15 protein-coding genes and 2 tRNA genes are annotated in these 12,571 nt (G+C 60.0%); 10 read left to right on the top strand and 7 right to left on the bottom strand.

The window, feature by feature from the left end; translation table 11 throughout:
• Positions 1 to 97: 97 nt before the first annotated feature.
• From HWN36_RS03540 to HWN36_RS03520, 5 genes are all read left to right on the top strand, one after another.
• Positions 98 to 2,533, top strand: a complete 2,436-nt coding sequence (locus HWN36_RS03540; RefSeq protein ID WP_176788104.1) for a phage/plasmid primase, P4 family — start codon at positions 98 to 100, stop codon at positions 2,531 to 2,533.
• 227 nt (positions 2,534 to 2,760) lie between these two features.
• Positions 2,761 to 3,207: a hypothetical protein gene (locus tag HWN36_RS03535; RefSeq protein ID WP_176788103.1), complete on the top strand. Its 447-nt coding sequence runs from the start codon at positions 2,761 to 2,763 to the stop codon at positions 3,205 to 3,207.
• Positions 3,204 to 3,689: a hypothetical protein gene (locus HWN36_RS03530; protein WP_176788102.1), complete on the top strand. Its 486-nt coding sequence runs from the start codon at positions 3,204 to 3,206 to the stop codon at positions 3,687 to 3,689. Before HWN36_RS03535 ends, HWN36_RS03530 begins: the two co-directional genes overlap by 4 nt.
• A 108-nt stretch (positions 3,690 to 3,797) precedes the next feature.
• Positions 3,798 to 3,944 carry a hypothetical protein gene (locus HWN36_RS03525; RefSeq protein ID WP_176788101.1) on the top strand — a complete coding sequence of 49 codons (147 nt, stop codon included), beginning with the start codon at positions 3,798 to 3,800 and terminating at the stop codon, positions 3,942 to 3,944.
• A complete protein-coding gene (locus tag HWN36_RS03520; RefSeq protein WP_176788100.1) occupies positions 3,931 to 4,206 on the top strand; it encodes a hypothetical protein in 276 nt (91 codons plus the stop codon). The genes HWN36_RS03525 and HWN36_RS03520 overlap by 14 nt, the downstream gene beginning before the upstream one ends.
• A gap of 215 nt (positions 4,207 to 4,421) precedes the next feature.
• Here HWN36_RS03520 and HWN36_RS03515 read toward each other — a convergent pair.
• The 6 genes from HWN36_RS03515 to HWN36_RS03490 all read right to left on the bottom strand — a co-directional run bounded on the left by HWN36_RS03515 (position 4,422) and on the right by HWN36_RS03490 (position 7,856).
• Positions 4,422 to 4,493: transfer RNA gene (locus HWN36_RS03515), tRNA-Thr, on the bottom strand.
• 170 nt (positions 4,494 to 4,663) lie between these two features.
• Positions 4,664 to 5,374 (bottom strand): sugar phosphate isomerase/epimerase family protein, encoded by a 711-nt coding sequence (locus tag HWN36_RS03510; protein WP_176788099.1) that lies wholly within the window; start codon positions 5,372 to 5,374, stop codon positions 4,664 to 4,666.
• Between the two features lie 44 nt (positions 5,375 to 5,418).
• The gene (locus HWN36_RS03505) at positions 5,419 to 5,787 is read right to left on the bottom strand and encodes a DUF134 domain-containing protein (RefSeq protein WP_176788098.1); all 369 of its coding nucleotides are present in this window, start codon (positions 5,785 to 5,787) and stop codon (positions 5,419 to 5,421) included.
• Positions 5,784 to 6,659, bottom strand: a complete 876-nt coding sequence (locus HWN36_RS03500) for an ATP-binding protein (protein WP_176788097.1) — start codon at positions 6,657 to 6,659, stop codon at positions 5,784 to 5,786. Before HWN36_RS03500 ends, HWN36_RS03505 begins: the two co-directional genes overlap by 4 nt.
• Positions 6,656 to 7,507, bottom strand: a complete 852-nt coding sequence (locus HWN36_RS03495; RefSeq protein ID WP_176788096.1) for a nucleotide-binding protein — start codon at positions 7,505 to 7,507, stop codon at positions 6,656 to 6,658. Before HWN36_RS03495 ends, HWN36_RS03500 begins: the two co-directional genes overlap by 4 nt.
• A 13-nt stretch (positions 7,508 to 7,520) precedes the next feature.
• Positions 7,521 to 7,856 (bottom strand): NifB/NifX family molybdenum-iron cluster-binding protein, encoded by a 336-nt coding sequence (locus tag HWN36_RS03490; RefSeq protein ID WP_246269836.1) that lies wholly within the window; start codon positions 7,854 to 7,856, stop codon positions 7,521 to 7,523.
• Positions 7,857 to 7,984: 128 nt separating this feature from the next.
• Here HWN36_RS03490 and HWN36_RS03485 point away from each other — a divergent pair, with 128 nt between their 5' ends.
• Positions 7,985 to 8,926 (top strand): radical SAM protein, encoded by a 942-nt coding sequence (locus HWN36_RS03485; RefSeq protein WP_176788094.1) that lies wholly within the window; start codon positions 7,985 to 7,987, stop codon positions 8,924 to 8,926.
• Here the strand turns inward: HWN36_RS03485 and HWN36_RS03480 are convergent.
• Positions 8,923 to 9,954, bottom strand: coding sequence for a mechanosensitive ion channel family protein (locus HWN36_RS03480; protein ID WP_176788093.1), 1,032 nt, complete (start codon positions 9,952 to 9,954; stop codon positions 8,923 to 8,925). The genes HWN36_RS03485 and HWN36_RS03480 overlap by 4 nt on opposite strands.
• Positions 9,955 to 9,999: 45 nt before the next feature.
• Here HWN36_RS03480 and hypD point away from each other — a divergent pair, with 45 nt between their 5' ends.
• The 4 genes from hypD to HWN36_RS03460 all read left to right on the top strand — a co-directional run bounded on the left by hypD (position 10,000) and on the right by HWN36_RS03460 (position 12,524).
• Positions 10,000 to 11,028, top strand: coding sequence for a hydrogenase formation protein HypD (gene hypD, locus HWN36_RS03475; protein ID WP_176788092.1), 1,029 nt, complete (start codon positions 10,000 to 10,002; stop codon positions 11,026 to 11,028).
• Positions 11,029 to 11,073: 45 nt separating this feature from the next.
• Positions 11,074 to 11,145 (top strand) — tRNA-Arg (locus tag HWN36_RS03470).
• Between the two features lie 135 nt (positions 11,146 to 11,280).
• Positions 11,281 to 11,961 (top strand): diphthine--ammonia ligase, encoded by a 681-nt coding sequence (locus HWN36_RS03465; RefSeq protein WP_176788091.1) that lies wholly within the window; start codon positions 11,281 to 11,283, stop codon positions 11,959 to 11,961.
• Positions 11,958 to 12,524, top strand: coding sequence for a type 1 glutamine amidotransferase (locus HWN36_RS03460; protein ID WP_176788090.1), 567 nt, complete (start codon positions 11,958 to 11,960; stop codon positions 12,522 to 12,524). The genes HWN36_RS03465 and HWN36_RS03460 overlap by 4 nt, the downstream gene beginning before the upstream one ends.
• Positions 12,525 to 12,571: the final 47 nt, after the last annotated feature.

Genomic DNA, 12,571 nt, shown 5'->3' with positions numbered 1-12,571 from the left:
TTGCGGCGCTCGATCCGGTTGAAAGGATCGTCGCTCAGTGCTTCATCGCTGAAGGCCGCTGGACGCTTCAGGGTGACGCGGAAGCGCAGGGGTCCAAATGTCGGTAATTCCGCAAACGCTCGCCGGTTGTCGGTTCAATCTTGTCGGGAAGGCCAGCAAACGGGCGATTGAAAAAGATTGGCCGGATGTCGCGAATTACGCTATCGACGACCCGAAACTCTTGAATTGGATTGAGAACGGCGGGAATTACGGCGTCATGGCGAAAAACGGCGTCTGTGTTATCGATTGTGACTCTGAAGAGTTGTGGGATGCAATCCCGGAAGCGTGGAAAAGATCGCTTGTCGTCAAGAGCGGCCGCGACGGTCCCGGGGGGTTCCATGTTTACGTCCGGTGTCCTGACGCGCCCGCCGCGAAATTCGTTTTCGGGAGCCGGGGCGATATGCGCGGGCCGGATTCGCACTTCTTCGTCGTGGGGCCGGGCTCGATCCACGAAGCAACGAACCGCCGCTATGAGGTTCTCAATGACCCGGGCGAAATCGTTGATGTGTCATGGGACGACCTTCACGCGTGGATCGCCGCACAGGAGGGCGAAGCCGAAATCCAGCGGCCGCGCAACGATGCCGGGACTCAAAAAGCAATTGCGACCGGGAAACGGCTTTCTGACGAATGCGGGCTTACCGTTGAAGAATTCCTGATGCCAGAGAACCCGAAACGGTCAGGAAATGAAATCTTCGGCGTTCATCCGATACACGGCTCCCGCACCGGCCATAACCTCTATATAAACCCATCCGCCGGGACATGGCATTGTTTCCGGTGTAATAGCGGCGGGGATGCACTTCTCGCCTTCGCCGTGACCCGGGGAATTGTTCGATGTGAGGAGGGGCGGCCCGGCGTGTTAAATAACGACCGGATAATGAGCGAAATATTAACCCAACTCGAAAAGGAGGGGCGCAGGCGCATCTATGGTGAAGAAATCGCTTCAGTGCTTCTGGCCGGGGAAGAGGAGCCCGGCGAAACGGACGAAGAACCCGACAACGTCGCACAGGCCCGCCGGGTTCTCAAAAGGCTCACGAAGGCGGCATATGGAGGTCAGCGCGGGATTGCCGAACTCTATACAGGGTTGTATCGCGGGACTTATATATTCGACGCCTCGGAACAGCAATGGTATCGCTTCGGTGGTGTCGGGTGGGTCAAACAGACGATCGCCGAGCAGATCAAGGCGCTTGACCCGATCCAGAAAGAGATCAAAAACGCCGCTATCGCCGTTGATAGGGAGATTGCAGAGATCACCGAGGCATGGGATCCGACTGGACAGAGCGAGAAGGAAATAGAAGCGTTCAAAGAGCGCAAAAAACGCCTCAATGCTGATTCTAAGGCGTTGTATGCAATGGATAGAAATCTATCGAACCTCGGCTTTCGTAAGTCCTGTGTTGAATTCGCCGCTACAAGTGGCGAGTGGCTCGCGATCACCGGAAACGAATGGGATCGCGATCCGTGGGTTCTTGGATGCGCCAATGGCGTTCTCGATCTTCGGACCGGCACGCTTCGGCCCGGGGCGCCGACTGACTACTTACAGGCCGTCTGCCCGGTCCCGTTCAACCCTGAAGCAAAAGCGCCGCGGTGGGAACGGTTCTTACTCGAAATCTTCGACGGTGACGCCGAGAAGGTCGCATACCTGAAGCGCCTATTCGGTATGACGCTCATAGGAGACGCCGCACACAAGCAATATCTCGTTTTGCTTGTAGGTAAAGGGCGCAATGGCAAAGATACGCTCTTGAAAGTCCTTAACCGGGTTTTAGGCGGCGATTTGTGCGGCAAGGTGGGGGCTGGGCTTTTACTTGATTGTGGATTCATGCGGTCCGCCGGCGCGCCAAGTCCCGAAATCATGGGCCTTCGAGGAAAACGGCTTGTCTATGCGGCGGAAAACGGCGACGGACACGCGTTTGACGTTGCACGCATCAAGGATCTTTCCGGCGGGGCCGATCTGACGGGGCGTGCGCCGTATGGCCGCTTCGAGGTGCAATTTGCGGCTTCACATATGATTGTTCTCGAAACGAACACACCGCCGGTCGCGGATGCGGCGGATAAGGCGTTTTGGTATCGCGTCAGGTGCATCGAATTTCCTCTATCCTTTGTCCCAGAACCGACGTTCGACAATGAACGCAAAGAGGAGAAAGGGCTGTCTGACGCGCTTCTCGCAGAAGCCGAGGGCATCCTTGCCTGGCTTGTCGCGGGTTGCCTTGAATATCAGCGCGGGGGGCTTCAAGATCCGCCGTGCGTGCAGGTCGCCGCCGAAACATACCGGCGATCGATGGACCAGATGCGGGATTTCATCGACGAATGTTGCATCGAGTCGCGGCAATCTTCCGCGGGGGCATCGGTGCTCTACGAGGCATACACGCTGTGGAGTCGTTTCAGGGGGCTTCACCCGGTCACAATTCAGAAATTCGGCCGTGATTTAGCCGCCGCAGGATACATCAAGGAAATGGGCGCCGATGGGTGCATGGTGTATCACGGACTCCGTTTAAGGTAGGAAATAGGAAAATGCATCAAAAAATCAAATATTTTTTGAAAATGGAAGAAACCAGAGGATACAGAGGATATTTGCCACATGGAAATGGGCTCCCCTCCGTTACTTCTCTCTTGAATACCATTTCAAAAAATTTTGATACTATGTGTACCACAGGAGCCCATTTTGATATGGGCTAAATCCTCTATATCCTCTGAGAATTCTCAGAATCTAAATAAAGGAGAAAATAAATGTCTAAACTGAAAAAAACTGATAAAATGGACTCTGGTATTACCATTGTCCTGAACTTCGATCCGTCCGGCAACGGGAAAATTGAAGCGTTCGGATGCTCGTCCATCTGGAGCGAAATAAGCGACGTTAAGCCGTATTACGACTATCAGCGCCTTGCAGGAACGACGACACACACAGATTACCAGAAGGCACTTGCGGCGGTTAAGCGTGCGTTCTGGACCTGGTACGGCGTCGCCGGATGCGTTCGCATGTATCGGAAGAAAAACGCCGAGGAATGGACGTTTGATATTATCGTGCGAAAGCCGCGGCGAGAGGATCTTCTTCCCGGGGCGGTCCCGGTGACTGCTGATGAATTTGCGGCGGTTGCCCGGGGCGCGGATGCGTTCATGGACCGTCTGATTCGCGAAGGGTGGCCGGGAGAACACAGAGATGAGGTAAGAAAATGAAACGGATTGAAATTATCCCGGGATACAACCCGCTCGATGGCGGCGAAGCGATAGATGATATGTGGTGTTCGACTATGGTGCATGATTACTATCTTGCGCCGGAACCGACCGACCGATTCCAGATTGTGGCGGGACGGATGTCATACAAAACCTTCGATGCCGCGCGGCGACATACGCGTAAATTTGCGTTTACGCTTGCCCGACCGCCCGGAGTAGAACCACACACAATGGCGGCGTTCAAGAGCAAAGATACCGGCGTGTGGTCGTTTTTGGTGATAAGCCAATTGCGGGACGACGCCCCGCCCATACCAGGCGCAACGGTCATTTACCGACCCGAAGCGGACGTATGCGCCGAATGGGTACAGATGCGATATACCCTGATGTGTGATCGCTTTGATGCGTTTTGCCGCTTAGCGAAGAAAGAGCGGATGTTGAAAAACCTAATGCGGCGAAAATACCAATCGAAAATGCAGGGGGCTTAAATCATGACGAAACCAGATTTATTAACCCGGGGCGAACTACTCGCCGCGGTGGGCGAGATTCTCAGAAAAATGGGGCTTCGTTTGAGCGCTGAGAGATTCCAGCCTTCGATGGTCGATTCAGAATTTCTCTCGTATTGTCGCGCATTCACGCACCTTGCGACCGCGTCAAACGCGATCCTCAGGGATGCCGACCTTGCGGAGATCCTCGAACGTCTCGAAGCACTTGAAGCGGAGGCGAAACATGGCCGTCAGTGAAGCCATAAAGCGACGCATTGCGGCGGTTGAAGAAGGGCGCAACGGTACCGGGGTTGTGTGCGTGGCGATCAGCGCCGTGTATCCCGATTCCGCCGTGCCGCCCACCGAAACGATCTTCAGCACGCCCGCGGAGGCGAGGGCCGCGGCGGTTCTCAGGAAAGCGGGCCGCCCGGTGCCCGGAGATCGGGTGATCTGTCTGAACGCTATCAAATTCGCGAAGGGCGCCCCTGAGCCACGTGGGTGGATTGTCAGCAACCTTTAACGCTCTTTTTTTCCGCCGCCTGACCGAATCTACAGGCCGCCGCTATGGTCGCATTGTGGGCCGTCTATATCGCTTAGAAATCGCTTCTTTTCCCCGGGGGCGCAACGCCTGACCCTGCGGCGGTAAATTGTGGCGATGATAGACCGAAATGTTAATCATTTTCGCGGTCGAATAAAAGCACTAAGGGCATGAGGACTCAAATAAAGGTGAGATTAAGCCTCGGGCGGGAATCGAACCCGCGACCTCTTCCTTACCAAGGAAGCGCGATACCGCTATGCCACCGAGGCGTTCATACACACCGGGCTGCGTCCGGAAAACTCCCTGCCCATTTCAAGGCCGGGTTCTGCCGACGGAACCACAGATGCATTACAATAGTGAGTGAATCCTCTATAAAAAAGATGTTGTTCGTGCCGGAACGGCCAGAAATAATCTCAAAAGTATATTTGTCAAATATCTCTCAGCAGATCTGGCCAAGGACGATAAGGCTCTCAATCGCCCCTTCGATGCTCCCCACCTCGATCACCGGGTCGATGCCGCTCATGCCGACCGCCTCCATCACCGCGGCGAAATCGATCGTGCCCGCCCCCACTGCCTGATGGGTATCAGACCGGCCGTCGTTGTCATGGAGGTGGAAATGATCGATCCGCTCCTTCAGGAATAGGGGGAGGCAGCCCATGATATGCGCATGGCCGACATCGAGAGCAAACCCCGGGCCCTCGGGCAGGGGGAGTTCGTCGGGCGTCCTGAGCAGGAAGTATTCCCAGGCCATATTCTCGACATAGTACCGGATCGAGCGCTCCTGCGCCATCCCGGAGAGCTCCTCGATGGAGCGGTGAAACTGGCGCCGCGCCCGCTCTATGTCGGCCTCCCATGCAAAATACCCCGGGTGGATGACCACATCAGCGCCGACCTCTGCGGCGATGGCAAAACAGTCGTCGATCACCTCAACGCTCGCCTTCCTGATCGGTTCGAGCGTGCTTGCGATATTGACGCTGCGCGAAGGGGCGTGGATGGAATAGCGCAGGCTGTATGACTGGAGGGGTTCGGAACTCTCGAGAAAATGGCAGCCTTCGTCCATGACCTCCGCATATCCGGTCAGCCCGGAGATCATCTCGAGGGCCTCGGTGAGAGGGCGGGTCTGGAGCGCATAGGTGGAGATGCCGTACATGGGAGAGGGATAGTGCAGGAGATCAAAAAAAGGTGTGGCCCTGCTCACTCCGGTCCGGCACCCCGGTCGGGCGGGCCGCCTGCCCCGAAACGGCACCCTCCGCCGCCCCTCCTGCCGCATCCCTCGATGATGATGGCCCTGCCGTGGACAATCGCCCCGGCCACCTTCTGGCGTGCTTCGTGGAGGTCACGCCAGAGGGTTTTCCTTGAGACCCCCATCGCCTCCGCCGCCGCCTCCTGCTGCATGCCGAGCAGGTCGACGAGCCTGAGCACCTCGATCTCCTCGGGCCTCAGGATCACCTGCTCTGCAGCATCAGGGGCGCACTGGGGGAAAAAGCAGGAGCACCCCGGCGGGCCGCGGATGATCCGCTCGGCCCGTCTCCGCCCCCGCCGGCAGACCCCGTCCCCGGTCATGGCAGGCCCATCCCGTCTCTGATCACGGCCCAGATCGCGGCGACCGCATCAGACGCCGGAGAGGGCGTCCGGGTGAGCGGCTGATGCGAGCAGACCGCACGCTGGACCGCATCGTCGAAGGGTATGAGCCCGGCGACGGTGATCCCCTTCTCGGCGCAGAAGGCCAGGATATCGGCAGTGATCCCCTCTTCGAGGTCTGAACGGTTCACCGCAAGGAACATGCGGACGCGGAACCCCTCGCAGACCCTGACCAGCCGTTCGAGATCAGACCGACCTGACATGCTCGGTTCGGTGACGATCAGGACGGCGTCGCACCCGGTCACCGTGGCGATGAGCGGGCAGCCGATGCCGGGCGGGCCGTCGATGAGGAGGAGGTCGCGGTCGGCCGCCGCCTCCAGCGCACGCTCCTTCACCTCGGTGACCAGGAGGCCGCTCGTGCCTGAGCCCGGGATCAGGCGGGCGTGGAAGAGGGGGCCGAGTTCGGTCGTAGAACAATATATCTCGCCGTTTTTCCGTTCGACAAACGTCACCGCCCCGGCCGGACAGACATGCTCGCAGACACCGCAGCCCTCGCAGTCGGCCTGTTCAACGCGATAGATCGCTTTTTCTTCCCGGATCGCACCGAACCGGCAGTGCTCGGCACAGGCGCCGCACGAGATGCAGATGTCGGGATCGATCTGTGCGCACTTCATCCCGTAGTACGGGATGGTCTCCTGCACATTCGGGCTGAAGAGGAGTTCTAAGTTGGCGGCGTCCACGTCGCAGTCGGCCATGACCAGGTCAAGGTCCCGGTGGGCGAGGTCGGCGATCGCCGCCGTCACCGTCGTCTTTCCGGTGCCGCCCTTTCCGCTCACCACCGCAAGCCGCTTCATCGCTGCACCTCCGCGAGCGCGATCACCTGTTCGTACAGCCCGGCAAAGGCCGCCTGCCAGTCCGGGAGGTCCCGGCTGATCAGCCCGCCCCTGTTCTGGACGGCGGCAATCTCCCTCGAAAACGGGATGCGCAGAAAGACCGGGAGCCCCTGCTCCCTGCAGAAGGCCTCGGTCTCATCCTCGTCCCCGCAGCTCCGGTTGATGACGACGCAGGCCGGCACCCCGAGAGAGGAGACGACCTCGGCCGCCAGCTTCAGGTCGTGCAGCCCGAAGGGGGTCGCCTCGGTGACCAGGACGCATACGTCGGATCCCTTCACCGTCTCGATCACCGGACAGGCCGTGCCGGGCGAGGAGTCCAGGATGATCGCGGCATCGCCGGCGGCCGCCTCTTTTGCGGCCTGGATCACCGGGATACCGACCGCCTCCCCCTCGTTCATCACGCCCGAGATCAGCCTGAGTTCGGGCAGGGGGTGGCGCTCCTCGATCCGCCCGAGAGAGATCGGCCGCTCGGTGATCGCCGCATTCGGGCAGACGAGCGCACAGCCGCCGCACGAATGGCAGATCTCAGGGAAGAAGAGCACGCGGTCTTTGAGGACGGCGATGGCGCCAAACCGGCAGAACCGCCCGCAGTCGCCGCACCGGGTGCAGCGTTCGCTGTCGAACGCCGGCACCAGCCTGGTCACCGGGGTGTCGGTGTGGCCGCCCGGGAAGAAGAGGTGGAGGTTGGGCTCTTCCACGTCGCAGTCCACCAGCGTGACCGGCGCCTCCTGAGCGCGGCTCCAGGCAAGATTGGCCGCAACCGTGCTCTTCCCGGTCCCGCCTTTGCCGCTTGCAATCACGATCTGCATGGGATGCGTCCCTTTAGAGGATTCGCTGGAGTGTTCCGGCCTGGTATGCCGCAACGGCGTCCTTCACCGACCCGCCGGCGCGGTACGTGTAGACCGCGATACCGGCGGCTGAGAGGGCGCTGTTCGCGTTCCCGCCGACCTGCCCGGTGATCACGACCTTTGCCCCGTTGTCGACCATTATCTGGGCAGACTTGATCCCGACACCGCCCGCGCCACCGGCGCCGGTGTTCAGGACTGTCGCGGCGTCCCCGGTCTCTTCGTCGATGAAGACGAAATAGGGTGCACGACCGAACCGCTCTTCAACCTGGGCATCGATGCCGCTTTCTTTTGCAGTTACACAGATTTTCATGATATCTACAGGGTTATTACTCATATGCGCAGATTATTCTTTTGGCAGTGACAGATCAGATCGATCACGGCTTCCGGTTCGCCGCGGCAGATCACCGGAGATAAAAAAAATTTGCAGGACTGGAATCTATGGCATACCATCATCTCTTCGGCCCGGTGCCCTCGCGCCGGCTTGGCATCTCCCTCGGCATCGACCTGGTGCCCCACAAGACCTGCTCGTACAACTGCATCTACTGCGAGTGCGGGAAGACGACGGACCTCACCACCGACCGGCGGGAATACGTGAATACAGTTGAGGTCATCGAAGAGTTGCGGGAGTACCTCGGCGCCTCGCCCGAACTCGACTATATCACCCTGGCCGGTTCGGGGGAGCCGACGCTCCACTCCGGGATCGGGGAGATCATCGGGTTCCTCAAGGCCGAGTTCCCGGCGTACCGCGTCGCCGTCCTCACCAACGGGAGCCTCCTCTCCGATCCAGGGGTCAGGGCCGACCTGATGGAGGCGGACCTCGTGATCCCGACCATGAACGCCGTTTCAGAACCTGCGTTCAGGAAGATCAACCGGCCGCACCGGGATATCACCCAGAAGGCAGTCATCGAAGGGATCACAGCATTTGCCAGAGAGTTTCAGGGCGCCATCTGGCTGGAGGTCTTCATCGTGCCCGGCATCAATGACAGCGACGAGGAGATAGGGTTGATCAATGCGGCGATCACGGCCATCGGGCCGGACAAGGTCCAGTTGAACACCCTCGACCGCCCGGGTGCGGTGGCGTGGGTGGAACCGGCCGACGAGGCCACCCTGAAACGGATCGCCGCCCTTATCACCGGCGCCCCGGTGGAGATTGTGGCGGCGCTCCCGTCGCGCGACACGGTGGCGAGCTTCCACGAGGAGGTCGCCGACTTTATCATGGCGATGGTCAGGCGCCGTCCGGCCACGGCAGACGATATCGCCCGCGCTACCGGACTGCACAAAAACGAGGTGAACAAGTACATCCAGTTTCTGCTGGAGTCGGGAGAGATCACCAGAAAAACCGGGGAACGGGGGGTATTTTTCCTCCCGAAACATGACTAATCTTTTCTGATGTGGATGTCCATCTGGTTGAACGGGATCTCGATCCCCTCTTCCTTGAAACGCTCGTCGATCCGGGTATTGATGAAGTCCTGCACGTCCCAGGCCATATTGAATGCCCTGGCCCAGACCACGAGGGTGAAGTTAAGGCTCGAATCGGCAAATTCGAGGAAGTAGACACTCGGGGCCGGGTCGTTGAGCACATAGATCGAACTGTCCACCGCCTCACGGGCAATTTCGAGGAGGATCTCCTTGACCCGTTTCACGTCTGAGCCATAGGCGACCGAGACCGGGATCTTGATCTTCAGGCGCACCTCAGGGAGGGCGTAGTTGATGATCACCGAGCTTGCGATCTTGGAGTTCGGGATGGTCACGAGCTGGTAGTCGAGGGTCTGGAGCCGGGTGGACCGCGGCCCCACGCTGACGACGTCGCCGAGATAGTCGTCGATCTTGATCCGGTCGTTCACCTTGAAGGGTTTGTCCATCACGATGAGCGCCCCGCCGAAGAAATTGGAGAGGAGGTCCTGGGCGGCGAGGGCGACGGCGACGCCTGCGATGCCGGCGCCGGCAAGGAGCGGCGTGATATCGATCTCAAGGGTGCTGAGGATGAGGAGGAAAGCGATGAACCAGACGACGTATTTCACGGCAATCTCGAGCACGTCGATGATCCGGTCGTCCACCTCGCTCTCGGTCCGCACCGCCATCCAGCGGCCATAGAGATGGATGAAATTGTACGTGAAACTCGATACGATCCATGTGCCGAGGAGGATATAGAACGCCGTGAGGTATTTTGAATCGAGGACGTATGCATAACGGTCAGGGATGAGTCCGGAATAGACGATGGAGAAATAGACCGTTACGACGAGGACGGCGATGATGAGGGGCTTTCCGGTCGCCGCAATGAGGATGTCGTCGATCTTCGATTCGGTGGATGCCGCCCGCTTCAGCAGCCAGTGATAGAGCCAGTAGAGAGCGACCGATCCAAAAACTCCGGCAAACAGGAGGAGAAGGGAGTAGGGGATGTTTCCCATGGGGTATACTTATGCCATGGAACTTATATTAACTATAAGGATTGCATGGCGACAGGAGACGAACTGAAGGAGGCGCTCCGCGACTCTGTGGACCGCGATTACACTTTCATGCATATCTGCGGGACGCACGAAGCGGCGATTGCGCGGACCGGCCTGAGGAGCGTGCTGCCTGAAGGGCTGAAGATCGTGATGGGGCCGGGGTGTCCGGTCTGCATCACCCCGCAGGGCGAGATCGACGCGGCGATCGAGTTCGTGGATAAGGGCTGCATCGTCGCCACCTACGGCGACCTGCTCAGGGTGCCTGGCACGAGGGGCTCGCTCGAGTCGAGCGGCGGCGATGTGCGCGTGGTGCAGGGGGTCCACAAGGCGGTGGAGATCGCGGAGAAGACCGATAAAGAGGTGGTCTTTATCTCGGTCGGTTTCGAGACGACGGTGCCGACGGTAGCCGCCACCCTGCTGACCGAACCACCTGAGAACTTTTCCATCCTCTCCTGCCACCGCCTGGTCCCGCCGGCGATGAAATGGCTCCTCGAGCAGGGAGAGGCCTCGCTCGACGGCTTCATGCTGCCGGGGCACGTCTGCGTGGTCGCCGGCTATGAGGACTACGAGCAGTTCCCGGTCCCGCAAGTGGTCGCCGGATTTGAAGCCGAGGATATCCTGCTCGGCCTGCTGATGCTGGTGCGGCAGGTGAACGAGGGGCGCCACGAGGTCGAGAACGCCTATCCGCGCGCCGTGAACCGCACGGGAAACCAGAAGGCGAAGAAACTGATGTACGAGGTCTTCGAACCGGCCGACGTCGAGTGGCGCGGCTTTCCGGTGATCCCGGCGTCGGGGCTGCGGCTGAAGCAGGAGTTCGCGCGCTATGACGCGAAGGAGAAGTTCGGGATCGAGATCAAACACGTCGAGAAGACGACCGGGTGCATCTGCGACCGGGTGCTGCGGGGGATCGCGCAGCCGACCGATTGCCGCCTTTATGGGAAAGTCTGCACGCCCAGGACGCCGGTCGGGCCATGCATGGTCGGCCACGAGGGCGCATGCAAGATCTGGAGCCTCTATCACCTCCGCCGCCCCTGAGAGGCACAATCCTTTTTAACCTCTCAGGTTAATGGGTATAGGCAGGTCCCGGTAGGGTAGTGGATATCCTGAAAGCCTCCGGAGCTTTCGACCCGGGTTCGAATCCCGGCCGGGGCGTATCAAAAGGGAACAATTCTGTTCCCTCTCACTTTTGTTCGTGTGATTGTCACAGCAGTCGCTCTGGTGCATATCACATACCCTGATCCAGGAGAACGTATTTCTCCCACCGCCCACAAAAACCAGAAGGATTCAATGAAACTCGGCGTACTCTGTTCAGGCGGGAAGGACTCGCTCTTTGCGTGCTGGCGGGCGATGCAGAAGGAGGAGGTCGTCTGCCTGATCACGGTCGTCCCGGCGAACCCGGAGAGTTACATGTTCCACACGCCAAATGTCCGCCTCGCCGCCCTGCAGGCCGAAGCGGCAGCACTCCCCCTCGTCGAGGTGGAGAGCGGCGGCGTGGAGGAGAAGGAACTCGACGACCTCAGGCGGGCGATCGAGATTGCCAGAGAGCGCCACGGGATCGAGGGGATCGTCACCGGGGCGATCCTCTCGGTGTACCAGGCGACGCGGGTGCAGCGGATCTGCCATGACCTCGGGCTCTGGTGCTTCAACCCGCTCTGGCACGCCGATCAGGAGGCGTACATGCAGAGCCTGATAGAAGAGGGCTTTGCGGTGATCGTCGCCGGGGTGTACTCGGCGCCCTTCGACGAGCGATGGCTCGGGCGCCGGATCGACGCCGCCGCCGTCGCGGAGTTGAAGGCGATGGCGGCGAAGTACCGGATCACCCTCACCGGGGAGGGCGGGGAGATCGAGACCTTCGTCACCGACGCACCGTTTTTCAAACGGCTGATCGAGGTCAGGGAGGCGTCGAGCGAATACCGGAACTATAACGGCACCTATAGAATAGAAAAAGCCGTGCTGGTGCCGAAATGATCCTGATCGTCGACCTCTGCTGGAAAGAGGAGTCCCTGAGCCGGTACGAGTTTGTCTCGCCGATCGAGGGGATTGTCAGGGGGGCGGGATTCCCCTCGGTCACGCGGCACTTTGCCGGGATCGAGGAGGGCGATCTCGACGGCGTCTCGGCCGTCATCCTCTGCGGGACCGCCCTGCAGGACAACCGCTTCGCCGGAGAGGTCGAGCGGTTTGCGTGGCTCCGCACCTGCCCGGTCCCGGTGCTCGGGATCTGCGCCGGGATGCAGGCGGTCGCCGCCGTCTTCGGCGGGCGGATCGAGCCCGACCTCAGGATCGGGATGACAGACGTCAGCGTCCTCAGGCCGGACGGGATCTTCGCGGGGAAGGAACTGTTCCAGGCGTATGAACTCCACGCCTTCGCCGTCGCCCCGCCGGCGTGTTTTGAGGTCCTCGCCGTCTCGGAAGGGGGCGTGCAGGCGATCCGCCACGTATCCAGGCCGGTCTACGGGGTGCTCTTCCACCCCGAGGTGAGGAACGAGTGGGTTGTGACCCGGTTCCTGGAAGAGCACGCCGGACCGGCCTGAGGGGCCCCCCGTCCACCCACTTATTTTAGGATCCAGACCGAAGATCA

It is taken from the genome of Methanofollis tationis (genome assembly GCF_013377755.1).
GTDB lineage: Archaea > Halobacteriota > Methanomicrobia > Methanomicrobiales > Methanofollaceae > Methanofollis > Methanofollis tationis.
Note: the sequence above shows the minus strand (reverse complement) of the source record. Positions and strands in the feature narration are given on the sequence as shown.

Bases quoted from the DNA above. Each gene is read 5' to 3' on its own strand.
- HWN36_RS03525 (WP_176788101.1), top strand. From the start codon at position 3,798: ATGGTCGATTCAGAATTTCTCTCGTATTGTCGCGCATTCACGCACCTT.
- HWN36_RS03505 (WP_176788098.1), bottom strand. From the start codon at position 5,787: ATGACCGGGGACGGGGTCTGCCGGCGGGGGCGGAGACGGGCCGAGCGG.
- HWN36_RS03520 (WP_176788100.1), top strand. From the start codon at position 3,931: ATGGCCGTCAGTGAAGCCATAAAGCGACGCATTGCGGCGGTTGAAGAA.
- hypD (WP_176788092.1), top strand. From the start codon at position 10,000: ATGGCGACAGGAGACGAACTGAAGGAGGCGCTCCGCGACTCTGTGGAC.
- HWN36_RS03485 (WP_176788094.1), top strand. From the start codon at position 7,985: ATGGCATACCATCATCTCTTCGGCCCGGTGCCCTCGCGCCGGCTTGGC.
- HWN36_RS03490 (WP_246269836.1), bottom strand. From the start codon at position 7,856: ATGAAAATCTGTGTAACTGCAAAAGAAAGCGGCATCGATGCCCAGGTT.
- HWN36_RS03540 (WP_176788104.1), top strand. From the start codon at position 98: ATGTCGGTAATTCCGCAAACGCTCGCCGGTTGTCGGTTCAATCTTGTC.
- HWN36_RS03500 (WP_176788097.1), bottom strand. From the start codon at position 6,659: ATGAAGCGGCTTGCGGTGGTGAGCGGAAAGGGCGGCACCGGAAAGACG.
- HWN36_RS03460 (WP_176788090.1), top strand. From the start codon at position 11,958: ATGATCCTGATCGTCGACCTCTGCTGGAAAGAGGAGTCCCTGAGCCGG.
- HWN36_RS03535 (WP_176788103.1), top strand. From the start codon at position 2,761: ATGTCTAAACTGAAAAAAACTGATAAAATGGACTCTGGTATTACCATT.
- HWN36_RS03530 (WP_176788102.1), top strand. From the start codon at position 3,204: ATGAAACGGATTGAAATTATCCCGGGATACAACCCGCTCGATGGCGGC.
- HWN36_RS03495 (WP_176788096.1), bottom strand. From the start codon at position 7,507: ATGCAGATCGTGATTGCAAGCGGCAAAGGCGGGACCGGGAAGAGCACG.
- HWN36_RS03480 (WP_176788093.1), bottom strand. From the start codon at position 9,954: ATGGGAAACATCCCCTACTCCCTTCTCCTCCTGTTTGCCGGAGTTTTT.
- HWN36_RS03510 (WP_176788099.1), bottom strand. From the start codon at position 5,374: ATGTACGGCATCTCCACCTATGCGCTCCAGACCCGCCCTCTCACCGAG.
- HWN36_RS03465 (WP_176788091.1), top strand. From the start codon at position 11,281: ATGAAACTCGGCGTACTCTGTTCAGGCGGGAAGGACTCGCTCTTTGCG.